Origin of the sequence: Streptomyces sp. NBC_01216 (assembly GCF_035994945.1) — a bacterium.
In the GTDB taxonomy this organism is placed as follows: Bacteria; Actinomycetota; Actinomycetes; order Streptomycetales; family Streptomycetaceae; genus Streptomyces.
In genome coordinates this window covers 2,162,765-2,188,425 of the sequence record NZ_CP108677.1, presented here as the reverse complement: position 1 = coordinate 2,188,425, position 25,661 = coordinate 2,162,765, and the positions used below count along the sequence as shown (strand labels likewise).

Here is a 25,661-nt window from a genome sequence, read left to right as displayed (position 1 = left end):
TCGACAGCCGCACACCAGACAGGGGGAAACAACGGTGGCACATGGCCACGGCACCACGAACGGTCTCGGGTTCAAGCCTCATCTGAAGGCTGAAGTCGTCCCCGGGGAAGGCGTGTTCCTCATATCCGAGCGCGGTGTCACCGCGCTCCGAGGAACCAGCGTCACCACGCTCGCCCCGCTGCTGGACGGCACCCGCACGATCGACCGGCTGGTAGCCGACGCCGCCGAGAACCTCTCCGCCGAGCAGGTACGCCGGGTCGTCGCCCGGCTCATCGGCTCGGGACTGCTCACCCACCGCACCCCGGACACCGTACCCGGCTCGGGCGAGGCGTTCTGGGAGCTGGCCGGAGTGGACGGCGACGAAGCCGCCCGCCGCACCGGCAGCGCCACCGTCGCCGGTATCGGCACGGGCGCCGAGGCGGGCGCCGGCACCGAGGAACTCCTCGCGGCCCTCGACGCGGCGGGCCTGCGCATCCACCGGACCGACACCGGCACCGACGCACCCGGACTGGCCGTCGTCCTGTGCGACAGCTACCTCGACCCCGCGCTCGGCGGGCTGGACACCGCGTACCGCGCGGCCGGCACCCCCTGGCTTCCCGTGCGCCTCACCGGCGAACAGCCTTGGATCGGACCGGTGTTCCGACCCGACGAAGGCCCCTGCTGGCAGTGCCTGGCCGAACCGCTGCGCCGCAACCGGCCCGCGGAGACGTACCTCGGCCAGGCCCTCGGCCGCCCGGTCAGCGTGCCCCCCTCGGGGCTGGCCGCCGGCCGCGCCGTCGGACTGCACCTCGCCTGCCTCGAAGCCGTCAAGTGGATGGCCGGACACCGGCACTCCGGACAGAACTCCCTGTGGACCATGGACACCCTCACCCTGTCCGGCCGTCACCACCCCGTCCGCCGGCGCCCCCAGTGCCCGTCCTGTGGCGACCCCGGGATCACAGCCCGCCGGGTCTGGGCCCCGATCCGGCCCGTCAGCCAGGCCAAGTCCGGCACCGGCACCGGCGAACGCTCCCTCACCCCCGAGGAGATGCTCGAACGCTACGGGCACCTCGTCGACGAACTGACCGGCGTGGTCAAGGAGGTACGCCGCGACCGGCGAGACCCCGGCTTCCTCAACTGCTTCCACTCCGGGCACAATCCGGCCACCTCGCCCACCGGGCTCGCGGCCGTCCGCGCCGGGCTGCGCAGCCACAGCTCCGGAAAGGGCACCACCCCGCTCCAGGCCCAGGTCAGCGCCCTGTGTGAGGCCGTCGAACGGCACAGCGGCTACCGGCAGGGCGACGAACCCACCCTGCTCGCCTCCTACCGCGAAGTAGCCGACCGGGCCATCCACCCCGACACCGTGCAGCTCTTCCACCCCCGGCAGTTCCCCGACCGGGACGCCTGGAACGCCGCACACACCCCGGCCCACCGCGTCTGCGCCCCCTTCGACGAGGACACCCCGGTCGACTGGACGCCCGTCTGGTCGCTCACCGCGGACCGCCACCGGCTGCTGCCCACCTCGATGCTCTACTACGACGCACCCTGCCCCTCCGGCTTCTTCTCCGCGCACTCCAACGGCACCGCGGCCGGCAGCTCCCGCGAGGACGCCATCGTCCAGGGCTTCCTCGAACTCGTCGAACGCGACGCGGTCGCCCTGTGGTGGTACAACCGCACCCGGCAACCCGGCGTCGACCTCGCGTCCTTCGGCGACCCGTGGATCGAGCGGACGAGAACGGCGCACGGCGAACTCGACCGGGAACTGTGGGCACTCGACCTCACCAGCGACCTCGGCATCCCCGTCTTCGCCGCGCTGTCCCGACGCACCGACAAACCCGCCGAGGACATCACCCTCGGCTTCGGCGCCCACTTCGACCCCCGGATCGCCCTGCGGCGGGCCGTGGCCGAGGTCAACCAGATGCTGCCGCCGGTCGTCGGCGTCAGAGCGGACGGCACCGGCTACACCTGCGACGACCCCGCGCCGCTGCACTGGTGGCGCACCGCCACCACGGCCGGCCGGTCCTATCTGAGACCCGCCGGCCCCGACCGCACACCCGACGACTTCCCGTACACGCCGCGCGCCGACCTGGCCGACGACGTGGCCGCCGCCGAGGCACTCGCCCGGGGAATCGGCAGCGAACTCCTGGTGCTCGACCAGACCAGAGCCGACATCGGCCTGCCGGTCGTCAAGGTGATCGTGCCCGGACTGCGCACCTTCTGGACCCGCTTCGCCCCCGGTCGCCTGTACGACGTCCCGGTACACCTGGGCCGCCTCGACACCCCGACCCCCTACGAGGACCTCAACCCGGTCCCGCTCTTCCTGTGAAACCGTCGCGCCACCCGTGAGGTCCCGTCCATGAAGTCTTCCGCCCCGCCCGCACCGCGGGACACCCGCCTGATCGAACTCTGGTCGCTCCGTGAGGACACCACGGTGGAGACGGCGACGGACGATCCCGGGACCGGCCTGATCAGCACCCGATGGGGCGAGATCAGGCTGCCGATGACCGATCCGGTGATCCCCCGCGCACTCGAACGCATGACGTACGGTCCGGTGTCGCTGGACAACGTCCTCCCCGGCTTCAGCGACACCCGGTCCCTGCCCGGCGACCCACGGCGCGCCGCGCTGCGCTCCACCCTGGAGGCGGTCCGGCACTCCGTGATCCGCACCCTGGCCCTCGCCGACGGCACCGAACAGCTGTCCGTGGTGCCGATCGTGCGTGAGGCACGTTTCGCTCCGCGCCCGCCCGCCCCGGACCGCGTCCACCGGCTGTCCCGCTTCGCCGCCCTGCGCGTCGGCCCCCGCGACATGGTGCTGGAATCACCGCTCAGCGCGCACCGCGTGCTGCTGCACACCCCGCAGGCGATGTGGCTGGTCAGCTGCTACGTCCGCCCCGCGTCCGTCCGCGACACGGCCCGGCTGCTCGACGTGCCCCTCGACGTGGCGCGCACGGCGGTCGGCTACCTGGAGGCGTCCGGCATGCTGGTCCCGGCCCTGCGCGCGGAGAGCTCCCGGAAGGGACCGACCTCCGGTACGCGCCCGCGGTCCGGCGGCCCGACGGGTGTTCCCGGCGCGGACCCGGGACCGGCCACCGGCACGGGCCTGCCGTCCGGGCCCGGCTCCTTCGCCCTGTACGGACCCTGGGGCCTGGGGCGGTACGCCCCGGCCTTCGCCGAGGACCACGACCCCGTGCTGGAGCACTGGTCCCCGCGCGAGCTGATGCTGCACAACCGCAGCAGGCCCGGTCTGCACGACGAGCCGATCGGCCTGGGCCTCGGCTCGGCCGAGGCGCCCAAGGACGCCCGCGAGCACCCCGACTCCGACGCCACGCCCCTCGCGCTGCCCGTGCCCGACCTCGAACTGGTCCTCACCCGGGACCCGCAGCTCACCACCGTGCTGGAATCCCGCCGCTCCGTCCGCCAGGACGGCGGACTCCCGCTGTCCCTCGCCCAGTTGGGGGAGTTGCTGTACCGGGCCGCACGCGCCCGTCCGGCCGCCGGCCGCCCCTATCCGAGCGCCGGGTCCGTCTATCCGCTGGAGTTGTACGTCACGGTCGCCGGCTCCGCCGAGCTGGCCCGCGGCTGCTACCACTACGATCCGGCCGCGCACACGCTCTTCCCGCTGCGCACGGAACCCGTGCTGGTCGACGCCTTGTTGGACGAGGCGGGCGTCAACGCCGGACTCAGCGAGGAGCCGCCCGTACTGATCAGCATGACGGCGCGTTTCCGGCGCATGAGTTCCGCCTTCCCCGGCATCGCCTACAGCGTCCTGCTCAAGGAGGTCGGCGCACTCCAGCAGACGCTCTACCTGGTCTCCACCGCCATGGGCATCGGTCCGTGCGCCCTGGCCTTCGGCGACACCGCGACCTCGGCCCGCGCCTTCCGGCTCGACTGGCGCGCGGAGTCCGGCGTCGGCGAGTTCGTGCTGGCCGCGGTGCCGACCGGTGCGGTTTCGGCCGAGTCCGGCGGACCCGCCACGAGACGCCCTTGAGCGGCGATACCGTCCCGGTACCTCCCTACTCCGCCTATGCTGCACTCCTGTGCGAAAACGCAGTCGAGTAGGGAGCCCCTGTGCGATGGTCTCGCGCCACCGATCCAGACGCCTTTCTCACCCACCGGGCTGCCGAAGGGGGTGACTTGGCGCCGCGCGTCGCGGGCACCATCACCGTCGTCGTCATCCTCTGCTTCTTCGCCGTCGCCCTCACCTACGCCGTCGACGGAGGGTTCGGCGCCGCCGGACTCGCCCTCTGCGGCCTGCTGATGCTGATGCTGCTCTTCCTCCAGCTCAGCCACTCCTTCCCCGACTGGATACCGCGCGCCGCCCGGTTCCGCACGGCGACCCTGGCCGCCCAGGCCGTCCTCACCTTCGCCCCCTTCACGTTGTTCGGCGCCGCCTGGCTCGGCATGCCGGGTTTCCTGGCCGCCTCCTCGCTCCTCGTCCTGAGGTCGGCCGTGGGCTGGGCGGGTTTCGCCGCGGTCATCGTCGCGACCGGCGTCGTGCAGTTCGCCGTCGGGTACGACGCCGGCCACCTCGCCTACAACACGGTGGCGACCGCGCTCACCGGCCTGGTCGTGTACGGCCTGAGCCGGCTGTCCGGGCTGATCCGCGAAGTGCAGGCGGCACGCGAGGAGCTGATCCGTCTCGCCGTCACGCAGGAACGTCTCCGCTTCGCCCGCGACCTGCACGACCTGCTCGGCTTCAGCCTGTCCACGATCACCCTCAAATGCGAGCTCGCCCACCGTCTGGTGCGGGTGCAGCCGGAGCGGGCGGAGATGGAGATCACCGAGATCGTCCAGACCGCGCGGCAGGCGCTGTCCGACGTGCGGTCGGTGGCCAGCAGTTACGTCCGGATGAACCTCAACCGCGAGGTGGAGTCCGCCGCCTCACTGCTGCGGGCGGTGGGCATCCGTACCGACATCCGCGTCACGCAGGAACCGCTGGACGCCTCTGTGGACACCGTCCTCGCCACGGTGCTGCGCGAGGGCGTGACGAACCTGCTGCGTCACAGCAAGGCGCAGAACTGCGTGATCGAGGCGAGCGTCGAAGGCGACAGCGTCCGCCTGTGCATCTCCAACGACGGCCTGCGCGACCGGGGCGCCGACCACGGCCCCACCACGGGCGGGGACGTCACCGGCGGAGTGGGTCTGCGCAGCCTCACGATCCGTGCCGAGGCCCTGGGCGGGACGCTCTCGTGCCGCGCCCGCCCCGACGGCTGGTTCGAACTCGGCGTGGAACTCCCGGCCCGGCCCACCACCGGAGGCAACCCGGTGGACAATGCCTCCGCCGCCGCCACGCCCCCCACGGCCGACGACGCGGGCTCCGACCTCGCCTCCGCCGACGGCTGACGCCCGTCAGCCGTCGGCGGAAGTGGCGGACGGGCGGTGGCGGCGTGGCCGACAGGGTGCCCGTCGGACGGCGCGCGGTGGGGTCGAGGCCCCGACGGGCTCGGCTCAGAGGCTGTCGGCGGTGCTTCCCCAAGGACCGATGACGAAGACGGGCCGGAGGGAGACGTCCCGCGTGGCGTCGTGTCCCTCACCGCCACGCGGTCGAGTATGTGGGGACCCCCTTCCCCCTCCCGCACCGAGGCGATGCGATGCCCGAACACGCCGACCAGGTTCCCCCCGAGAACGCCGCACCACGGCGGACCTCGCGGTACCGGCCCCCGGCTCCGTCGCTGTTCAGCGGCATCTACGGACTGGTGCTGGCCAGCGCGCTGGTGGCCGCGCTGGACTCGGCGGGCGAGAAGGCCAATCCCGGCCCGGACGCGCTGTGGGTACTGCTCACCGCGCTGGCGTCGGGTGCCGCTCACGGATACTCGCACGTCATCGCCCAGCGTGCGTCGGGCGACAAGGCGGCCACCGTGAGCAGATTGCGGTTGGTGCTCGCCGAATGGCCACTGGTCGCCGCCGTGCTGCCCACGGTCGGGATACTGCTCGCCGCGGTTGCCGGCTGGTGGGCGGAGGCCACGGCTGTGGACGCGGCCCTGCTCTTCAACGCCGCTGCCTTGTTCGGCTGGGGCGCCTGGGCCGCTCGCACCGCCGGGTACGGATGGCCGTCCGCGTGTCGGGCAGGAGGCATGGACATGCTGATCGGCCTGGCGGTCATCCTCGCGAATGCCTTGATCAAGTAGCCAGCTCGTCGGTGCCATGCCGGCGGGGAAGGCGCGTCGTAGGCGTACGGCCCAGGAACGGCATGAGCAGCGGCCGTTCTCCACGCTCCGTGACGAGACCTCTCGAAGCGTGGAGAACGGCCGCCCGGCTGTCCCGGGAAGAGCCGCGGATCAGCAAGCCGGGTGACCCGCCGGGACAGTCCGCGAGCTCAGAGCCAGCCGGCGTCGCGGGCGATCCGCACCGCGTCCATCCGGTTGCGGGCGTTGAGCTTGGTCACCACCGTGGTCAGGTAGTTGCGTACGGTCCCGGCCGACAAGAACAGCTTCCGGGCGATCTCCGGTGCGTCCAGCCCCTGCGCGGCGAGCCGCAGCACCTCGCTCTCCCGCGCGCTCAGCGGACTGGCACTGGTCTGCAGCGTCGCCAGCGCCAGCTGCGGGTCCACGACCTGCTCCCCGGCGACGACCTGGCGGATCGCGGCGGCGAGCCGGGTCGGGTCCGCGTCCTTCAGCAGGAAGCCGGACACCTTGGCCTCCAGCGCCCGACGCAGGTTCCCCGGCCTGCCGAGGCTGGTCAGGATGATGGTCCTGCAGGCCGGGAGTTCCCGGCCGAGCAACTCCGCGGCCCTGATGCCGTCGATCCCCGGCATGTCGATGTCCAGGACCGCCACATCGGGGCGGGTCTCCAGCGCGACCGGAAGCACCCGGTCGCCGTTGTCCGCCTCGCCCACCACCTGGATGCCGTCCTCCAGTTCGAGTAGCGAGACCAGGGCCCGCCGCAGCATCAACATGTCGTCCGCGAGCAACACTCGGATCACAGCATTCCCCCCTCACGGACCCCCGGTGAGGCCCGTTGGCGAGGTGAATCGTACTGGGAGAAGGGCGAATTGGCGGATAATCGACCTCCGGCGAACACATTGCCCCAGGTCACAGCGCCGACCGGACGAAGACCACGGCGTTACGGTCCTCCTGCGTGGCCACATCCCTCGCCTTCCCTGGCCGGAACCCGCCGCGGGGGCGGCTTCCGGACCCGCCGCGGGGCGGTCTCCCGGCGCCGGCGCGGAGGCTTCACCGCGCCCGGCGCGCCCGCGGCCCCCTGCCCGCGCGGGCGAGGCGGGGGACGCGGGCGTCGCCCCGGCGGGGGCGGACCTCAAGGGCGACGCGTCGCCCGGCCGAGGGGCGCCGGGCGGGCCGCACGCAGTGCCGCGCGGAGCCTCGTGCACGGCCCTCACGCGGCCGTGTCCACCTTCACCCCCGCGGCCCGTCCGGCGGGCGCCACGGACCGCTCGGTGCCCGGTACGGCGCTCAGCGGCAGGTTCCGCTCCTCGGCCGCGGCCTTCACCCGCTCCAGGGTCCTGCGCATGCCCTCGCGCAGCTCCTCGGTGTGGTTCTCGTAGCCGCCGAGCATCATCTCGGCGAAGGACGCCGTGCGCTTGCGCTGGCCCTCGTTCTGCCCGGAGACGTCCCACACCTCGGTGAGCAGAGTGCCGTCACCGTCCCGCTCCAGCCGGTAGCCCCAGCGGACCCCGTTGGTCGTGGTGTGGAACGCGAACGACCTGCCCCGCTCGGCCCGCTCCACCGTGTTCGAGGTGATCCAGAAGACCCGGCCGCGCCGGTTGATCCCGATGAACCGCGCGCCCACCCCGCGCCGGGAGCCGCGCCAGTAGCAGCGACGGCACTCGGGACTCCACTGCCCCATCCGTGTCACGTCGCTGATCAGGTCCCACACGGCCTCGGGAGCGGCGTCGATCCGGATCGACACCTCCTCCGGCCGGTAGCCGGCGAGCGACGGCCGCGCACCGGCCCCGCCCGCCTTCCTCGCCAGCCGGGCACCCCTGCGCCGGGCCCCGCGCAGCTCGGCCAGGTACGGATAGTGGTCCACCTGCATGGTGTGCCGCTTGGAGGTGATGTAGCGCTTGGCGAGCTTCTCCTTGTAGCGGGTGATCTCCTTCCACATCTTCGCCGTCGACGGCAGCGCCGCCCGGCCCTGGAGCAGGTCGGCCACCCAGTGAGACTGGGCCTCGGCCAGCACGGTCGTCGCCCCCAGGGGCTGGAACAGACCCACGAAGTACAGACCGGGATGGTTCGGGTCGACGACCCGGTGGAAGAGCGAGACGTCGTTGTCCGTCGGGGCGATCACGGACTCGTCCAGGAACGGGAAGCTGATCTTGTACCCGGTGCTGTAGATCACCGCGTCGACGACCTCGCTGCTGCCGTCGGTGAAGTGCACCGTGTCACCGTCGAAGCGGGACACGTTCGGCTTGACCGACAGACCACCGTGGCCGAGGCGCGGGAGCAGCGACTCCGAGACCGTCGGGTGGGAGTTGAACAGCTTGTGGCCCGGCTTCGGCAGCCCGAAGTCCGTGACCTTCCCGATCGTCATCCGCAGCAGCGCGGCCATCACCCAGCGCTGCGTCTCACGCGGCATGACCCGGGTGATGAAGGGGCTGATCATGTCGTCGCCGGGCTTGCCGAACATGAACTTCGGGAAGACGTACCCGCCGGTGCGGATGGACAGGAACGTACGCTCGGAGACCGTGGAGGTCTCCACCGCGATGTCCGACGCCGAGTTGCCGAAACCGAGCACCAGCACCCGCTTGCCCGCGTACTCGTCCGGGACCCGGTAGTAGTGCGAGTGGATCTGCGTACCGGTGAAGGTGTCCGCGCCGGGGAACGCGGGCTCGGGGTCGCGCGGGTCCCAGTGGTGACCGTTGGCCACGATCACCGAACCGTAGTGACGGACGGTCTCCTCCCCGGTGTCGCGGTGGCGGGCGGTGACGGTCCAGCCGCCTCCCTCAGCCGGCTCCACATGGGTGACCGAGGTGCGGAAGGCGATCGCCCCGCGGAAGCCGAAGTGGTCGACGTAGTCGTCCAGGTAGCGTGCGATCAGGGTGTGGTCGGGATAGTGCGGATAGTCCTTCGGCATCGGGTGACTGCGGTACTCCGACAGCTTCTTGGACGTGTTGATGTGCAGGGACTGGTAGCCCGAGGACATCCCGTTGTCGTTGAGGTAGCGCCAGTTCCCGCCGACCTCGGAGCCGGCTTCGTAGCAGTCGAAGGGGATCCCGCGTTCGTGGAGGACCTGGCAGGCCGCGAGTCCCGACCAGCCCGCTCCGATGATGCAGACGTTCTCCATGGTGTGTGCTTCTCCTTGTGGGCCGAGGCCGGTCGGGTCCGCCGACCGGGGGTTCAGGACTGCCGGAGGTGTGCGGCCGGGTCTCCCAGGTGGTGGTGGCCGGCGGTGACCCGCACGGGGCCGCCCGCGACGGCCGTGATGACCTGGTGGGCACCGCCGACGAGGACCCGGCCGACGGCCGAGTCGATCGCTCCGGCGAGATGGGGCACGCTCGTGCTGTAACTGACCTCGAAGGCGACCTCGCAGCCGCCACCGGGAACGTCGGTGCTGGTCCAGGACCCCTTGAGGTGCTGGAAGTCCCCACCGACCTGCTCGAAGACGATCCGGTGCGCCGGTGCGCCGCCGCTCCCGCCGTTTTCTCCGGCGCCGTCCGCGCTGCCGTCGGCACCGTCGTCCGTGGCGTGCCCGGCGCGCCGGCTGTCCTGCACCCAGCGGGCCGCACCGCCGCGGAAGGCCAGCACCCAGGCGTACCGGCCGCCCCCGGCTCCGCTCCCGTCGCCTCCGTCGCCGTCCGCGTCAGGGGTGACCGAGAGGATGTCCTCGGCGTACGAGGGGAACGCCGTCTCGTCGGCGAGACGGCCGATCACCTCGGCGGCCGTCGAGGGCACCGTGGCCTTCAGTACACGGGTGGTCATGACGCGTGCTCCTTGTCGGCCGACGGGCGCAGGATGCTGACGCCCTGGAGGCGTGTGGTGCGCAGCATGGGGTGGCTCGCCTCCCCGAAGGCCCCACCGGTGAGACCGGGGCCGCCCTGGTTGGGCAGGAAGGGGACGAACCCGCTGTGCGAGTCGTTGATCTTCAGGTTTCCGGCGTTGGTGACGCCGTCCAGGAACCGCCCGACGATGTCCGGGTCGCGCGACCAGACGGAGTTGCGCAGGCCGTACGCGTTGGAGTTGACGAAGCCGAGCACCTCGGCGAGGAGTTCGTCGTCCGACGAGCCGGCCTCGGGCACGATGATCGGCAACAGCGGGAAGAAGGTCTCGTCGCGTACGACGGAGAGGGAGCGCGCGCCCCGCAGCCCGTCCACCCGGACGATGCTCGGCTCTACGAAGAAGCCGGTGCTCGACGGTGTTCCGTCGACCTCCAGCCGCCGCCCGCCGTGCACCAGCCGCGCCCCCTTGGCGAGGGCCTCGCCGAGGCAGCCGTAGAACCAGTCCACGCCGAGTACCGGGGTGAGCACCACGCCGGGCTCGTCCGGATATCCGGGCTTGATCCGGGCCGTGGCGGCGACCACGCGCGCGATGAGTTCGTCGGCGATCGCCGGGTGCGCCACGACCTGGTTGGGCACGTTGCAGATCTGGCCGGAGTTCAGGAAGAACTGCGCGATGGAGTCCACCGCGGCGTCCAGGTCCGCGTCGTGCCAGACGACGCAGCAGTCGTTCCCGGCGAGCTCCAGGATCGGCTTCTTGCCGGCGGCGATCGCGTCGGCCTCGAACTCCAGGCCCTTCTTGCTGCCGCCGAAGTAGAGGACGTCGTCGACGTGCTCACTGGCCAGCCAGGTCTCCAGCATCGGCGCCCCGCAGAACGCGTTGACGGTGCCGGCCGGCGCCCCCATCTCCTCCAGTACCGGCGCCACGACCTCGCGCATCGCGTACATGCAGCTGAGCGCGACGCCCCGAGGCGCCCGCACCACCACGGTGTTCCCGGCGAGCAGCGCCGTGAGTCCGTTCAGCGCGTTCACGGTCGCGGCGTTCTGCGGTGGATTGATGCAGACGACCCCGTCGGGGAGTCGTCGCAGAATCATCTCGCGCTCACCGTCGACACGCCGGAACTCCATTTGTTCGGCGCACCATTCGAGCGTTTCCTTGCTCCAGCTGGTGAACGGAATTCCGGTGAGCATTCCCTCGGCGGCGTCCCGCGGAGTCCCTTCCGCGACGAGGATCTCGACGAGCGGCTCACGGTGCGCCAGCAGCCGCTCGCCGATCCGGCGCCCCACCTCCAGCCGCCGCTCCAGCGGCACCCGCCGCCACTCCGCGGCGGCACCCGCCGCCGCCTCCAGCGCCTGCCGCGCCATGTCCTCGTCGGCCACCACGCAGGCCCCGACGACCCGTTCCCCCGCCGCGTCCGGACCGACGACCCCGAGATCGAGATCACGCTTGAGGCGCAGACTGGGGAAGGTGTCCTCGATGAGGGAACGGGCGGTCACGGTGTGTACGTACTGCGGATTGTCGCCGGTGATGTCCTGGCCACCGATGTAGGCCGGATATACCCCGAACTTCATTTCGCCCCCTTCGGTCAGTCCGAATACGGCTGACGTTTGCCCTCACGCTAGGGCGGCGAATGGAGGGGGACAACGAGCCCGGGATCAGGACTCCTTATCGATGTGATGGGGCGGTCGCGGGCCGTCCGCGTCGGCGGGGCCACCGGACTGCACGAGCGTGCTCTCGTAGAAGACGCTGGCCTGGCGGACGTCGTTGGTGCGGGAGTACATGCCGAAGGCCGGCCGGGACCCGGCGGACGACAGCCGGACGGACATGCCCTGCGGCTGGCCGAAGTCGTGCGGGGCCGTGGAGCCCGGCTGGTTGCCCGCCGTGTCCTTCCTGGTGACCCGGATGTCCCCGTTCGTGGAACCGGTCTTCGGCTGCAGGAAGTGGACATGCTGGTGGACGTTGCCGTAACCGAACGAACACATCACCCAGTTGGCGTGCAGCGACTTCTTCCATATCGGCTTGTCGCCGGCTCCGTCGAGCCTGAACCGCGGCGAGTCGGGCACCGCCGAGCTCGCCGCGGAGGCGGTGAGAGGAGCAGGACGGAGCCGCCCAGCAGAGCGGTGGCGAGGCCGCCACCTGCCTTTCAGGACTCCGCGCCGCCCGGTCTCACGCGCGCGGCCCCTTCGGTGCTCATGGGTTCCCTTTCGCCGGACGGGGTGGGCGGAACGCGGTCAGTCGACGGCCGACTCCCTTGCCGTACAGGGGAGTCGACTCGATCCGGCTGACGGACGACCGGCATCCTCGCATTCGCCGCCGACCGGTACCGCCGCCGATTCCGCCGGTCACCACGACCGGATGCGGCACAATGACGGGCCTGCGAAGCAGCAGTCGGGGAGGGGACGCGCGTGCACGCGCAGGAGACGACGTTCAGCAAGCTGGTCCACGGCGAGACACAGTTCCAGGTCCCTCTCTACCAACGCACCTACACCTGGCAGCGCGACGAGCTGCGCCGGTTGTGGGACGACGTCCTGGAACTCGTCGACGACAAGCGAGCGGGCAACGCGCCGGCGGCACACTTCCTCGGGTCGGTCGTGCTCGCGCCGGAACGGGTCGCGGCGGGCGGGATGCAGCGCTGGCTCGTCGTGGACGGCCAGCAGCGTCTCACCACCCTGATGCTCGCCTTCACCGCTCTGCGGGACCGTCACCGAGCCCGGGGACGGGAGAAGAAGGCCGCCCGCATTCACGACCTCATCCTGGTCAACGGCTATCAGGACGGGAACGACCACTACCGCCTCCTGCCGACGCAGGCCGACCGTGAGGCGTTCGTCGCCTGCGTGGAGGCGTACCCGACGGCCGGAGGTCCGGGCAACATCGGAGGTGCGTACCGGTTCTTCCTCGCCGCCCTGACCGAGGGCGAGGAGAGCGCCGGCGAACAACGGGTCGGCGAGGAGAACGCCGACGAGGAGACCCACCAGGAGAACGCCGGCGAACAATGGGTCGGCGCCGTGGAGTCCGTCCTGCGGGACTTCCTCTCCGTCGTGTCGATCACCGCCGCCGAGGGCGACAACGTGTACCGGATCTTCGAGTCCATCAACAACACCGGTGTCGGCCTCAGCCAGAGCGACCTGCTCCGCAACTACCTCTTCATGTGCCTCCCCAAGCGCGGCGAGGCCGTCTACCGCAACCTGTGGCTTCCGATGCAGGAGCTGCTGGGCCCGGCCAGGCTGGAGCTCCTCGTCTGGCTCGACCTGGTCGTCGGCGGCGACAACCGGGCCAAGCAGAGCGAGATCTACCGCGACCAGAAGAAACGCCTCGAACCGCTGAGCTCGGACGAGGAGGCGTTGGAGGCGGAGGTCTCCCGGCTGCACCTGCGGGCCGGCCGCCTCATGCGGATCGCCGAGCCGTGGCGGGAGAGCGACCCTGGCCTGCGCGACGTCCTGGAACGCCTCGCCCGCTGGGGCGGTCAGACTCACTACCCGCTGGCGCTGCTCCTGCTCGACCGGCTGGACGAAGGCGGCTGCGACCCCCGGGAAGCGGCCACCGCCCTCTCCTACGCCGAGAGCTACCTGGTGCGGCGTCTGATCGCCGGCCATTCCACCACGGGCAACAACCGCACCTTCATGGAACTCCCCAAGGAGGTCGAGAGGGAACTCGAGAACGAGCGCTCGCTCGCCGACGCCGTACGCCACGCCCTGTCCACGAAGACGGGGACACGCGCCTGGCCCTCCGACACGGTGACGCGGGAGTCGATCCGCAGCCGCCCCTTCTACAAGTCCGGTCGGTCGAACCAGCGATTCGAGATTCTGCGCCGGTTCGAGGAGAGTTACGGCGCCAGCGAACCGGTCGACTACGCCAAGGCGAGACTCACCGTGGAGCACGTGCTGCCGCAGAAGCCCGCTCAGCAGTGGTTCGACCTCCTCGCCGAGGAGTCCGGGGAGGGAGAGAGCCCGGAGGAGCTGCACACCCAACTGGTCCACACCCTCGGCAACCTGACGCTCTCCGGCGACAACGCGAGACTCTCCAACCATCCGTTCCGCCGCAAGCAGCAGATCCTGGACTCCAGTGCCCTGCGCATGAACCAGCGCATCGCGGGCCAGGAGCGCTGGGGGAGGACCGAGATCCTCGCGCGCGCCGAGGAACTCGCCCAGCGGTCGACGGAGCTGTGGCCGGGGCCCCTCGATGGTGTGGTCCACGCCGACGCCGAATGGGCCGGCTGGGGTGAGCTGCGGCACGCGCTGCTGAGCCTGCCGGCGGGAACCTGGACGACGTACGGTGACCTCGCCGCTCTCATCGGCACCCATGCCGTCGCGGTCGGCAACCACCTCGGTACCAGGCCCGCGCTGCACGGGGCCTATCGCGTACTGATGGCCGACGGCAAGATCTCGCCCGGCTTCCGCTGGCCGGAAGAGCGCGAAGGCGGGCCCGATCCGCGCGAGGTCCTGGAGTTCGAAGGGGTGCCGTTCGACGAGTGGGGCCGCGCCCGCCGCTCGCACCGGCTGACGGCGGCGGACCTGGCCACCCTGGTCGGCAGGGAGGACTTCGAGGACGAGTCACCCGCTCAGGACCCCGGGCGCTCCGGAGCCGACGGGGAGTCCGCGGCCACCCGGTTCGAGAAGCTGCTGCGCGACAACCAGACACCCGACACGGTCGCGGGAGTCCTCGCGTCCCTGCGGTTCTGGGAGGAGCGGGGCGGCACTCTCGACTACGGCAGGAGGAGCGAGACCAGTTGTTTCCCCACGCTGTCCGCGGGCACCCGGGCCCGTTCGCTGTGGCTCCTCGCCCTGTACCCGGTGACGGGCACCGCCGAGGTGGTCTTCCAGCACCTGAAGCGCCGGCCGCCCTTCGACGACGAGCTGCTGCGGCGCGAGCTGATGGCCCGCCTGAACCGTGTGCGGGGCGTCGACCTCGCGGAGGCGAAGCTGGACCTGCGTCCCTCGTTCCCGCTGGAAGTCTTCGCCGAACACGGCGAGGAGCTCCGCGGCGTCCTCGACTGGTTCGCGCACACGGCCGCTCTCGCCGGGTCCCGCCGCCCGGCGGACGAGGAGCCTGGCACCCCGGACTGAACCCGGCCGGCGTGCGCCGGCGGCGCAGCGACACCTCGATGCCCCACGAGCGGGTCTCGTCGAGCATGTCGAGTGCGAGCTGTCAGTTCTCCACGTGCCCGATGTCGTCGGGGATCGGGCACGCGGTGCGGCGGGCCACGTCTACCGCGCCGTCGAGTCACTGTGACAGGGAGACCGCGTGTGGACATCGAACTGCATTGTCCGCTCGCGGAGTGGCTCAGGGCTGATTCAAAGTCCTGGTGATCATGAGGGTGTGCAGGTCGCGGCGGTGTGATCGCGGGCCCTGCAGCCGACGTTGCTCGCGCGAGGGTGGCGGTCCGGGCAAGCGTGGGCGCCGGCGCCCCAAGCTCTCACTCGCGATCAGTGACACACAATCACAGAGACCCGGACTCAGTGGGACTGAGTCCGGGTCTCTGTGATTGGCACTCTCACTGGTCAACGCTTTGATCACGCTGTCCGAGCTGGAGTGCTCATCAGGGTCAGACCCGAGCCGTCCAGACGCTCCAACTGCAGCGGGTGGTCCCGTGTCGCCTCGATCCGCACCGCGAGACCGTCGGGCTGGAAGGCGTCGGGAGTCTCCTGGGCGAGCCGGACCGACTCCTGCTCGGCGGTTTCCAGACCGTCCACCAGCGCGGTGGCGTGCCCGTTGCGGTTCGCGACGGACCAGCTTCGGACCGCCTCCGCCAGAGGGTTCGGAGCGCGGTGTCAGCGTGGTGGCCTGCCAGGGCACGATCAGGTGCGGAGCGGACCGTGCGGAGGCGGAGGGCTCATGCATGGCGGGAGGCATGCCGCTCGGTCAGCGCTTCCAGCAGGAGCTGCTCACTCACCGCGTCCTGGTCGTACTGTGCTCGTATCCATTCCGGCCAGACGCCGGCGCATCACCGCAACCGCCTGCTCCGGCGTGGGGGGACCGTAGGTGGCGACCATGTCGAATCGGCGGAAGAGCGCCCGGTCCAGCAGCTGGTGGTGATTGGTGCCGGCCACCACGAGGCTCTCGGAAGGCGCCTCGTCCAGGAACAGAAGAAACGAGTTCAGGATCCGGCGGGCCTCGCCGACGTCATTGCCCGCCGCCCGCTCAGCCCCGAGCGCGTCGAACTCGTCGAACAGATACACCGCCCGTGTCTGGGCCACCGCGTCGAAGACCAGACGCAGCTTCGCCGCCGTCTCGCCCATGAACCGGCTGATCAGACCGTCCAGACGGATGGTGAACAACGGCAGCTTCAGCTCGCCCGCCAACGCTGCGGCGGTCATGCTCTTGCCCGTCCCCGGAGGCCCCGACAGCAGGATCCGGTGTACTGGGGTGAAGCCGAACCGCTCCAGCCGGGCGCGCTGGCGCTGCTCGTGCAGCACCCGGTCCAGGGAAGCGCGCAGCCCGGCATCGAGCGTCATGTCGTCCAGCTGGATGTCGGGGTACCCGGCCGTCAGCAGGCTGGAGAGCTCGCCGCGGGGCTGCACCACCGGCGTCGCGGCACGCCGTTTTCCGACCTGCCCTTGTTTCTGCCGCGCGGTCTCGACCAGCTCGCGTAGGTCCACAGCGAACTTTCCCTGCCCCTGCCGGGCGGACTTCGCCGCTACCTGCAGGGCAACGCTGTAGAAGAGATCGTCATCGGCGTCGCCATGTGCGCGCACCAGGGCTTTCAGGTGCTCGGCGTTCGCTGCCGTCGCCTGTCACCCTCCTGATGCGGCTGCCCTTGAAAGCGGGGCTTCATTGATTCGATACCCGGGAACTCACAGCGGCCCCCGCGTCTGCATCGTACGGCCCTGTTGAAGCGGTTGCTGCCAGGATCCGCGAGGTCGGCGGGCTACTGCCCAAGGGCGAGCGACTGCCCTCGGCGAACGAGCAGTGGTGGGACCACTACCGCGACCGCCTGGCCGCGGTCGCCGAGCGGAGCTGATGGCCCGGTCCCGCCGCCTCGCGGCGGGACCGCTGGAGGGCGAGCACTCGAACTCGCCTTGGTCCCCGCTGGAGCGGTTCCGTCGCCCCGGCCGCTCGACGGAGAGTCTGGCAGATGCCGATCGACCAGGTAGCCGGTCCAGCCGTGGCGCAGGGTACTTGGGTCATCTCCAGCAATCGCCCCAGGCGATGGTTGGAGGGCAGTGGCCTATTCGGGCGGGTAGCCCCCGTAGGAGTGCTTGCCCACGGGCCGGCCGAAGACACAACACCGGTGGGGCACGTGCCCGGTACGCCGTCGTTTCATGGCGCGAGGGAGAAGTAGTTCTCTTCTTCCTGGGTGAAGTGCAGGCGCAGGACGGTGTTCAGGCCGTAGAGGCAGGAGCGCAGGTCGTCGACTTGTTCGGGGGCCAGTGCGCCGCTTGTGCGGGCGAGTTGCAGGTGGGTGGCGATGCGGCGGGAGAGTCGTTCGATCTCGGTGTGGGCGCGGCTCATGGTGGCGGTGGCCTCGGGTCCCCCGAGCGTGGGGGCCAGCGCCGGGTAGAGCTGGTGCTCCTCGGCGTACTCGTGAGGCAGCAGGCGTTCGGTCAGCAGCCGGTGCGTTTCCTCCACGGCCGCCAGGGCGGTCGGGCCGGGGGTGTCGGAGAGCCGGTCGGCGGCGTCACGTACGGAGTCGAGGACGTCGCGCAGGTCGTCGTGTTCGGCCGCGAAGCGGTGGATGAGGGCTTCGGCGGCGGGGGTGAGGGCCGGACGCGCGGCCTGGTCGACGCGCAGGGCGCGCAGGGCGTTCAGGATCACGGCGACGTCGATGGCTTCCTGGAGCAGTGCGCCGGCGGCGGGCGGCAGCAGACCGGCGGCGGCAGCGGCCATGGCCGCCAGCGACATGACCATGCCGCCCAGGGCGCTCTGCACGGCGATGCGGCGGGCGCGCTGGGCGATGGTGACGGCGTCGGCGAGGCGGTCCACGCGGTCGGTGGTCAGGACGATGTCGGCGGCTTCCGAGGAGGCCGTGGAACCTCGGGCGCCCATGGCGACGCCGATGTCGGCGGCGGCGAGGGCGGGGGCGTCGTTGACGCCGTCGCCGACCATGACGGTGACCGCGCGCTCACGCTCGTCGCGTACGGCGGTGACCTTGCCTGCCGGGGTCAGTTCGGCGAGCACGCCGTCGAGGCCGAGGACGGCGGCGACCTCGTGGGCGGGTGCGGCACGGTCGCCGGTGAGCATCAGGAGCCGCTGGATGCCCGCCGCCCGCAGATGGCGCAGGGTGCGCGGGGCGTCGTGCCGCAGCGGGTCGCGCAGCAGGATCGCACCGGAGAGCCGGCCGTCAACGGTGAGCCAGGCCACGGACGCGCCGTCGAGGAGCGCACGGTTGTCGACCGCCTTGGCCCACGGGGGCCGTGCGTCGTCGGGGCCGAGGCGGCCGATGGAGACCCGGTGCCCGTCCACGCTGCCGGTGGCTCCCCGGCCGGGCTCCTCGGAGACGTCCGCCGGGACCGAGAGCGCGAGGTCGCGTTCCCGGGCGGTGTCGGCGATGGCCTGCGCGAGGACGTGCGGCGAGTACTGGTCGACCGAGGCCGCCAGACGCAGGACTTCCGAGGGAGTGGTGCCGGGGGCCGCGGTGACATCGAGGACGCGGGGGCGGCCGCGGGTGAGGGTGCCGGTTTTGTCGAGCAGAAGGGTACGGGCGCGGCCGAGGTTCTCCAGTGCGCCGCCGTCGCGGATGACCACGCCGAGGCGCGAGGCGCGGGAGAGACCCGAGACGATGGCGACCGGGGCGGCCAGCAGCAGAGGGCAGGGCGTGGCGACGACCAGGACGGCGACCGCGCGTACCGCGGAGCCGCTGACCAGCCAGGCCAGTCCCGCCACCACGAGGGACAGGGGCAGGAACCAGGCCGCGTACCGGTCCGCCAGCCGCACGACCGGCGCGGACTCGGCCCCGGCCTGGCGGGCCAGCCGCACGATCCCCGCATACGTGCTGTCCTGCTCGGTGGCGGTGGCCCGCAGTTCGAAGGCGCCGCCCGCGTTGACCACGCCGCTGCGGACCGCCTCGCCCCGGGGCCGCTCGACCTGGAGGGACTCGCCGGTGAGGACCGACTCGTCAAGGACGGCGGCGGCGCTCTCCACTCGGCCGTCGACGGGCACGACCTCGCCGGGGCCGACGACGAGCAGGTCACCGACGGCGACCTCGGCCAGTGGGACCGTGACCACCCCGGCGTCCGTGCGGCGGCGTGCCGAGCGCGGCGCGTGCTCCAGCAGGGCGCGCAGGTCGTGCGAGGCACGCCGCTGGGCCGCGGCTTCGAGGGTGCGGCCGGTGGCGAGCATGAGGGCGATCAGGGCGCCGGCCAGGTACTCGCCCACGGCCAGGGTGCCGCCGAGTGCGAGTACGGCGATCAGGTCGACGCCCGCGTGTCCGCGGCGCAGCGCGGTGAGCACCCACACCACGGCGGGCACGACGGCGGCGACGGTTCCCAGAGCCCACAACAGGTCCGACAGGCCGTGCGCGCCGACGAGCCAGGCGATGCCGCCGCCGGCCAGCGCGGCCGCGGTGACGGCCAGGAGGACCGGCTCGAGCCGCAGAGAGGTGATGGCGGCGGCGATGCGGCGCAGACCTGCCGCGGCGGGGTTCATGGCGCACCTCGATCCGTGCGGTGCGGCGACCGCGGGGCTAGGTCCCTCCATCCCATCGTGGCGGTGTCCTCGGCGGCAGGGGCCGTCCGGCCCTTCTGCCGGGCCGGACGGCCGGGATCGGCGCCCGCCCGTCACGTCCGGCCGGCATCGAGGTGGAGCGCCAGCAGGGGGCAGGCCGCGGCGGCCCGGCGGGCGTGGGCGCGCAGGTGGTCGGGGACGGCCCGGTCCTTGACGATGGGGTAGCCCCATTCGTCGAGGTCGATCAGCTCGGGCAGTAGTTCCCCGCACAGGCCCTGCCCGGTGCAGGCGATGCGGTCGATACGCAGGGTCTTGGCGGACGTCACGGGGGTCGCGGGGGTCATCGCCAGGTCTCCGGGGGTACGGCGGGCGGCACGGGGATCCGCGGCGGCCGGTGGGCCGCGGCGCAGGCGCCCTGGGTGAGGTGGTGGTCGATGTCGTCGGCGAAGGCGCGCAGGGCGGAGGCGGCCAGGCGGGCGGCGCCGTCGGGGTGGCGGCAGGCACCCCGATCCGGCAGCAGACCGACCCGCCGGCGCAGCCGGGACAGCCGGTCCGGGTCGGACCGTCCCGCAGCCAGCGCGGCGAAGTCCTCCGCCACGGCGGGCAGTCCGAAGCGGCACGGACCGCACTGACCGGCGCCGTCGGCGGCGAGGTACGCGAGCATGCGCGCCGTCTCGGACAGGCCGCAGGCCGCCCGGGGCAGAGCGACGAGCACGCCCGCACCGGGTGCGGCGCCCAACGGGGCCAGCTCGCGCCGGGCGAGCGGCACGCGCAGATGCTCCGCGGGAAGCCAGGTGCCACCGAGCCCGCCCAGCAAGAGCGCTTGCAGGGACTCCGTACGGCCTCCGGCGCGGTCCAGGATCACGTCGAGGGGTGTCCCGAACGCGGTCTCCAGGACGCCCGGCGCCGCGACCGCACCGGAGACGGTGACGAGCAGCGTGCCGGGCTCGTCCGGCGTTCCCGCCTGCCGGAACCAGTCCGCCCCGTAGCGGGCGATCAGGGCCAGGTGGGCGAAGGTCTCGGTGTTGCTCACCAGCGTGGGGCGGCGGGCGACACCGCGTTCATGGGTACGGGGCGGGCTGCCCTGCGGGCGTGCCGGGCCACCGTTGAGCCAGCGCACCAGGGACGTCGACTCGCTGGACACATAGGTGTGCGGAAGAGCGTGGAGGCGCAGCCGCACCGGGTCGAGGCGGGCGCTCCGCCGTTCGTCCAGGGCCGCGCGCAGCTGCCCGAACTGGACGGCGCGAGTGCGGGGCAGACACACATGGACGATGTCGGCACCGACCACGGTCGCGGCAAGCACGGCGCCGTCCAGGACCAGATGGGGTGCGACGGTGAGCAGGAACTCGTCCTTGAGGCTCGCCGGTTCGCTCTCCATCGCGTTCACGACCACCACGGCCCGGCCGCCCCGTTCCGCGACCGCGCGCAGCTTGCGGCCGGTGGGGAACCCGGCACCGCCGCGCCCGGTGAGCCCGGCCGCCTCGACGGCCTCCACCACGGACATCGGCGACGTACGAGTGCCCAGAGCCGGCGGGCCGTAGCGCCGCAGATGCTCGACGAGGGTGGCCGTCGCACCGGTGGAACACCAGCCGGAGAGGAGCCGGGGCGCGTGGTGCGCCGGGGAGAAGGCGGAGGAGTTCATCGCGCCCGTCGTCGTGTTCATCGTCCACCTCCGATCAGGACCGTTGGCGTCACGGCGGCGCGCTGCGCCCAGCCCGGCTGGAGCGGCCCGGTGGCGAGGAACGCGGTCAACACCACGGGTACGGCGATCGCGGCCACGGCGGCCGTCAGACGCCCGGTGACATGCCCCGGACCGGCCTTCGCCAGCCGCCACCCCACGGCAGCGACCACCGCTGCGAGGCAGGCGGCGTACAGCCACAGTTGGAGGGGGAGCCGGGTGTCGGTGCCGGTCCCGACGCTGTGGAACAGGGCGATCGGCCAGGCCGCGTAGGCCAGCCAGTGCACGGCCTTCCACCGGCGCACGCCCAACCGGTGCCGCACCGCGCTGGTGACCAGGACGGCGATCAGCAGATCGAAGGCGGCCGTGCCGAGTCCGAGCCACAGGGGCCGGTAGGACGCCCCGTACGGCACCACGGACACGGCCCAGCTCAGGTGCACGAACGGATCGAGGACCGCCGTCGCCACATGCAGGGTGAGGAACACCAGGGTGAGCAGGGACAGGTTGCGGTGCAGCAGCCCGATCTCGAAGCGGCCGATCCGCCGGGGCGAGGTCCGTCCGCCGGAGGCGATGCCGAGCACCACGGTGGCGGTGAGCAGGACCAGGGCGACGGTGCCGCCCGCACGGCTGGCGTACCACAGGGGGCTGCCGACCAGGGCCAGTGTCGTCATCGCGAGCCTCCCACGACTGCGGCCGGGGAACCCGACGGGGCGGGGGCGTGGGAGTCGGCCGGCCAGCCGCCGAGGCGTACGACGGTGCCGTCGAGGCCCGTCAGCCGGGCGGGCAGGGCGGTGGCGCGTACCCAGTCCAGAGCCGGGTTGCCGAGCACGATCGCCGCCGTACTGACGGCATTGGCGTCCACGCACGTGGCGGCCGCGACGGTGACCGTGCGCCACGCGGGTGCGGCGGGTTCTCCGGTGGCCGGGTCGACGATGTGATGCAGCACCCGGCCGCCGCGCCGCCAGGTCCGCACCCGGATGCCCGAGGTCGCCAGCGCCCCACCGGTCACCGCCACAGCGGCACCGCCCTGCGGGTCGGGTCGGGCGTGGTCGTCGGCGAGGGCGATCCGCCAGCCGCCCTCGGGAGCCGGCCCGGCGGTCGCCAGGTCGCCGCCGAGACCGACCAGCACCCCGCAGCCCGTCAGGGTGGCGGCCTGCCGGGCGGCCCGGTCGGCGGCCAGGGCCTTGGCCGTCGCGCCCAGATCGAGACGGGTGCCCGCAGGCAGGCGCAGCCGGCGGGCGCGCGAGTCGAAGTCGATGTGCCGCCAGCCGGGCACGGGCCGGGCCACGGGCACGGGGCGGGCGTCGTCGGGGCGTACGGACGCGAACGTACGGTCGTAGCCGAGCGCGATCACCGCGCTGCCCACGGTCGGGTCCACCGCGCCGTCCGTGAGCCTGGCGGCCCGCAGCGCGGCTTCCAGGGCCACCGCGAAGTACGCGCTGACCGCCGTCGTGCAGCCCGCGTTCAGGTTCACACGGCTGAGCTCGGAATCAGGCCGGAAGCGGCTGCACGCACGGTCGACGGCGGCCAGCTCGGTGCGCAGCACCGCTTCCGCGGCGGGCAGAGCGTCCGGATCGGTGACGAGCAGGACGGCCGTGGTGCCCAGCGCCGGGAAGACGATCTGGGCGGGAGCGGGCGACCAGGGGTAGGTGTTCATGATGCCCCCGTCGTGGTCTGCGGCTGCTGCTGGGTCGCGACGGGCGGCTGGGCCGGGGGCTGCGGGGCCGGTGGCGCCACGGTGGTCGGCTGGGTCGGCGGCTGCGGAGCTGGTTGCGCGACCGGAACCCTACCCTCCGCGTCGTCCTCGTTCTCGTCGCCGTCCTGCTCCTCGCGCCCCTCGTCGTCCTTCCCCACGGTGGCGGAAGTCGACGGCGCGGCATTCTGCACCGGTGCGTTCGCCGGTACGTTCGTGGGTGCGGAGGCGGCCGAACCGCCCGGCAGCAGGTGTGTGTAGAAGCCGCCCAGGGCTGCCGCAGCGGCGGCGGCCGTGACCGCGATCCACCGGGTGGTGCGGCGGCTGCGGCGCAGACCGCGATCGCGCGCGTAGGAAGCGGCGGGGGTGGGTGTCGGCTGGAAGTCTTCGGGCGAGGGGGCCATGGCAGCGCTCCTGGAGAATCGGCGGCCCGGATCGGCTGCGTGCACCTCCAGGCTGTGCTCACCGCACCCGGGAACTCGCTCACGTCTCCTTCAGAACCGGTAAAGATCTCCACGCCGTGAAGCTCTACGCCCCGCCCCGCCCGTGCCCGTCCTCAGCCCACAGAAGAAGCTCCAGTACGACGGTCAGCCCGCCGCCCGGGGTGTCCTCGAGGCGCACCGTACCGCCGTTGACGGTGACCAGCCGGTGCACGATGGCGAGCCCCAGTCCCGCGCCCTTTGCCTCAGGGTTGCCGAACCGACGGAAGGCCACCGCCCTCGCCTGGTCCGCCATCCCGGGACCGTCGTCTCGCACGAACACCCGGGCCACGCCACGTACGGCATCATGGCCGATGGTGATGCTCCCGCCTTCGGGCACGGCCTCCACGGCGTTCGCGATCAGGTTGTCGAGGATCTGTTCCAGATGACCCGCGCCCATCGCGACGGACAGGGCCAGCCCCGCAGGCATGGCGGTCAGCCGGATGCCGTGCTCCTCAGCGACAGGGGACCAGGCCGCCACCCGCTCGGCGACCACCTCGTCGACCCGCACCGCAGCCGGACACGGTGTCGCCTGCTCGGCACGCGCGACCGCCAGGAGTCCGTCGACCAGCCGGGACAGCCGTGCGATCTCCTCCTGCGCGGCGGCCAGCTCCACGGCGGTGTCGCCCTCGGCACCGGCGGCCAGCACGTCGAGGCGCAGCCGCAGCGCGGCCAGCGGCGTGCGCAACTGGTGGGACACATCGGCGATCACGGCACGGTGACCGTGGACGAGGGCCTCCGTGCGGGCGGCCATGGTGTTGAAGGTAGCGGCCAGCCGGCGCACTTCCGGTGGGCCGGCCCTGACCTCGGCCCGCTCGTCGAGGGCGCCCTCGCCCAGCCGCCGGGCGCTGGCGTCCAGCGTCGACAACGGGCGGCTGACCCAGCGGGCGAGCCGTACGGACAGCAGCGCGGCCGCGGCGAGACCCGCGACGCTGATCACGGCGGACCAACCCCAGATCGCCGCGATCCGGGCATCCAGCGGACCAGCGGAGCGGGCCAGCACGACGGCCCCTGCGGGCCGGCGTACCTCACCGGCCGGTTCCGCGGCCAGCAGCCACCCCTCGTTCTCCGGCGGCTCCGGCTCATGACCGGCCAGCACGTCCTCCACCAGCTCCTCCGCCTCCTCGCCCCGGGCCGCCGTACACGGCGTACCGGCCACCAGCCGCCCGGCGGCGTCGTACACCACCGCGCAGTCCCCGGCCCGGGCCGCGGCGTCGAGCTCCTGGTTCAGGACGGTCGGGGGCTTGTTGTCGGAGAGGTGCTCCTCGGCCGCCGCGGCGATCACCCGTGCGGCCGCCCGCTGGCTGTCGCGGTAGGCGACGCGCTCGCGCGCCGTCAGTGACACCGCCAGTGGCACGACGGCAAGGACCAGCAGCACGGCGGTCAGGACCAGCAGGGTCCAGGTGATCCGGCGGGTCACGACCCCTCCCTCGGCACCTCGACCGCCCCGAGCCGGAACCCCTGCCCGTAGACCGTCTCGACAAGGCCCGGCACGCCGAGCTTGCGGCGCAGCGCCGCCACGTGCACGTCCAGCACCTTCGTCGGCCCGTACCAGTGGGCGTCCCACGCCCGCTCCAGGATCTGCTGCCGGCTCACCACCCGGCCCGGGTCCGCGGCCAGGCATTCCAGGATGCCGAACTCCTTCGGCGTCAGCGCCACCGCATGTCCGTCGACCGAGACCTGCCGGGTTCGGAGGTCGACCGTCAGCGGCCCGTGCCGCAGGAGCTCCGCCTCGGCCGGACGCCGACGGCGCAGCACGGCCCGGATCCGCGCGAGGAGCTCGGCAAGACCGAAGGGTTTGACCAGGTAGTCGTCGGCGCCCTCGTCCAGGGCCACCACCCGGTCCGCCTCCTCGCCCCGCGCGGTCACCGCGATGATCGCGGCGTCCGACCGTGCCCGCAGTCTCCGGCACACCTCGACACCGTCGATATCCGGCAGCCCAAGATCCAGCAGGACGACGTCGGGCGTGGGCGACGACAGCGCCGCCCGCCCGGTCCGCACACCCTCGGCCTCGTATCCGGCCTGCCGGAGGCCGCGTACCAAGGACTCCGCGATGCCCCGGTCGTCCTCAACGACCAGCACCCGTGTCTCCTCGGGATCACCCCTGGCCCCGGCGCTCATTGCGGGCTGCCCACCTTCCGGCTGAGGTATCGACTACGCCGACTCTCCCAGGCTGCGTCAACGCCCCATGATGACGATAGGGGCCGTTCGGGCCCCTCTACGGCGTCGACGGCGCCCACGCCGACTCGCCAGGCCCATGGCTGTCGACGCGGTGAACCGTGGCCCCGGGCCGATGGCCGGGTCGATCGGCCGGGTCGATGTCCGCGTGGGCGGAAGACGGT

Annotated in this window: 20 protein-coding genes; 5 read left to right on the top strand and 15 right to left on the bottom strand. The window is 72.3% G+C overall.

All coding sequences use genetic code 11. The features are described 5' to 3' along the window. The first annotated feature begins 34 nt into the window (after positions 1-34). The 4 genes from OG393_RS09150 (at position 35) to OG393_RS09135 (ending at position 6,107) form a co-directional block, all read left to right on the top strand. Positions 35-2,305, top strand: a complete 2,271-nt coding sequence (locus tag OG393_RS09150; RefSeq protein WP_327374137.1) for a TOMM precursor leader peptide-binding protein — start codon at positions 35-37, stop codon at positions 2,303-2,305. Between the two features lie 30 nt (positions 2,306-2,335). Beyond that, on the top strand, positions 2,336-3,967 hold the full coding sequence (locus OG393_RS09145; RefSeq protein ID WP_327374136.1) for a SagB family peptide dehydrogenase: 1,632 nt from the start codon (positions 2,336-2,338) through the stop codon (positions 3,965-3,967). 146 nt (positions 3,968-4,113) lie between these two features. Then, positions 4,114-5,322, top strand: a complete 1,209-nt coding sequence (locus tag OG393_RS09140) for a sensor histidine kinase (RefSeq protein WP_327374135.1) — start codon at positions 4,114-4,116, stop codon at positions 5,320-5,322. A gap of 248 nt (positions 5,323-5,570) precedes the next feature. After that, a complete protein-coding gene (locus OG393_RS09135; protein WP_327374134.1) occupies positions 5,571-6,107 on the top strand; it encodes a hypothetical protein in 537 nt (178 codons plus the stop codon). 188 nt (positions 6,108-6,295) lie between these two features. Here the strand turns inward: OG393_RS09135 and OG393_RS09130 are convergent, their stop codons facing one another. From OG393_RS09130 to OG393_RS09110, 5 genes are all read right to left on the bottom strand, one after another. Then, the gene (locus OG393_RS09130; RefSeq protein ID WP_327374133.1) at positions 6,296-6,901 is read right to left on the bottom strand and encodes a response regulator transcription factor; all 606 of its coding nucleotides are present in this window, start codon (positions 6,899-6,901) and stop codon (positions 6,296-6,298) included. A 410-nt stretch (positions 6,902-7,311) separates the two neighbouring features. Next, a complete protein-coding gene (locus tag OG393_RS09125) occupies positions 7,312-9,219 on the bottom strand; it encodes an NAD(P)-binding domain-containing protein (RefSeq protein WP_327374132.1) in 1,908 nt (635 codons plus the stop codon). A gap of 53 nt (positions 9,220-9,272) precedes the next feature. Continuing rightward, on the bottom strand, positions 9,273-9,854 hold the full coding sequence (locus tag OG393_RS09120; RefSeq protein ID WP_327374131.1) for an SRPBCC family protein: 582 nt from the start codon (positions 9,852-9,854) through the stop codon (positions 9,273-9,275). Further along, positions 9,851-11,440 carry an aldehyde dehydrogenase family protein gene (locus tag OG393_RS09115; protein ID WP_327374130.1) on the bottom strand — a complete coding sequence of 530 codons (1,590 nt, stop codon included), beginning with the start codon at positions 11,438-11,440 and terminating at the stop codon, positions 9,851-9,853. Before OG393_RS09115 ends, OG393_RS09120 begins: the two co-directional genes overlap by 4 nt. Positions 11,441-11,524: 84 nt before the next feature. Next, on the bottom strand, positions 11,525-11,932 hold the full coding sequence (locus tag OG393_RS09110; protein ID WP_327374129.1) for a hypothetical protein: 408 nt from the start codon (positions 11,930-11,932) through the stop codon (positions 11,525-11,527). Positions 11,933-12,274: 342 nt separating this feature from the next. Here OG393_RS09110 and OG393_RS09105 point away from each other — a divergent pair, with 342 nt between their 5' ends. After that, on the top strand, positions 12,275-14,932 hold the full coding sequence (locus OG393_RS09105; RefSeq protein ID WP_327374128.1) for a GmrSD restriction endonuclease domain-containing protein: 2,658 nt from the start codon (positions 12,275-12,277) through the stop codon (positions 14,930-14,932). A gap of 447 nt (positions 14,933-15,379) precedes the next feature. Here the strand turns inward: OG393_RS09105 and OG393_RS09100 are convergent, their stop codons facing one another. The 10 genes from OG393_RS09100 to OG393_RS09055 form a co-directional block, all read right to left on the bottom strand. Then, on the bottom strand, positions 15,380-15,559 hold the full coding sequence (locus tag OG393_RS09100) for a hypothetical protein (RefSeq protein ID WP_327374126.1): 180 nt from the start codon (positions 15,557-15,559) through the stop codon (positions 15,380-15,382). Positions 15,560-15,751: 192 nt separating this feature from the next. Next, positions 15,752-16,561: an AAA family ATPase gene (locus OG393_RS09095; RefSeq protein WP_327374125.1), complete on the bottom strand. Its 810-nt coding sequence runs from the start codon at positions 16,559-16,561 to the stop codon at positions 15,752-15,754. A 565-nt stretch (positions 16,562-17,126) separates the two neighbouring features. After that, positions 17,127-19,451 carry a heavy metal translocating P-type ATPase gene (locus OG393_RS09090; protein WP_327374124.1) on the bottom strand — a complete coding sequence of 775 codons (2,325 nt, stop codon included), beginning with the start codon at positions 19,449-19,451 and terminating at the stop codon, positions 17,127-17,129. 131 nt (positions 19,452-19,582) lie between these two features. Then, positions 19,583-19,813 (bottom strand): ferredoxin, encoded by a 231-nt coding sequence (locus OG393_RS09085; protein WP_327374123.1) that lies wholly within the window; start codon positions 19,811-19,813, stop codon positions 19,583-19,585. Further along, on the bottom strand, positions 19,810-21,132 hold the full coding sequence (locus OG393_RS09080) for an NADH-ubiquinone oxidoreductase-F iron-sulfur binding region domain-containing protein (RefSeq protein WP_327374122.1): 1,323 nt from the start codon (positions 21,130-21,132) through the stop codon (positions 19,810-19,812). The genes OG393_RS09085 and OG393_RS09080 overlap by 4 nt, the downstream gene beginning before the upstream one ends. Continuing rightward, positions 21,129-21,818, bottom strand: a complete 690-nt coding sequence (locus tag OG393_RS09075; protein ID WP_327374121.1) for a ferric reductase-like transmembrane domain-containing protein — start codon at positions 21,816-21,818, stop codon at positions 21,129-21,131. The genes OG393_RS09080 and OG393_RS09075 overlap by 4 nt, the downstream gene beginning before the upstream one ends. Continuing rightward, positions 21,815-22,804 (bottom strand): FAD:protein FMN transferase, encoded by a 990-nt coding sequence (locus tag OG393_RS09070; protein WP_327374120.1) that lies wholly within the window; start codon positions 22,802-22,804, stop codon positions 21,815-21,817. Before OG393_RS09070 ends, OG393_RS09075 begins: the two co-directional genes overlap by 4 nt. Then, positions 22,801-23,244: a hypothetical protein gene (locus OG393_RS09065; protein WP_327374119.1), complete on the bottom strand. Its 444-nt coding sequence runs from the start codon at positions 23,242-23,244 to the stop codon at positions 22,801-22,803. Before OG393_RS09065 ends, OG393_RS09070 begins: the two co-directional genes overlap by 4 nt. A 124-nt stretch (positions 23,245-23,368) precedes the next feature. Then, entirely contained in the window at positions 23,369-24,739 is a 1,371-nt protein-coding gene (locus OG393_RS09060; RefSeq protein WP_327374118.1) for a sensor histidine kinase, read from the bottom strand. Next, positions 24,736-25,440 carry a response regulator transcription factor gene (locus tag OG393_RS09055; RefSeq protein ID WP_327374117.1) on the bottom strand — a complete coding sequence of 235 codons (705 nt, stop codon included), beginning with the start codon at positions 25,438-25,440 and terminating at the stop codon, positions 24,736-24,738. The genes OG393_RS09060 and OG393_RS09055 overlap by 4 nt, the downstream gene beginning before the upstream one ends. Positions 25,441-25,661: the final 221 nt, after the last annotated feature.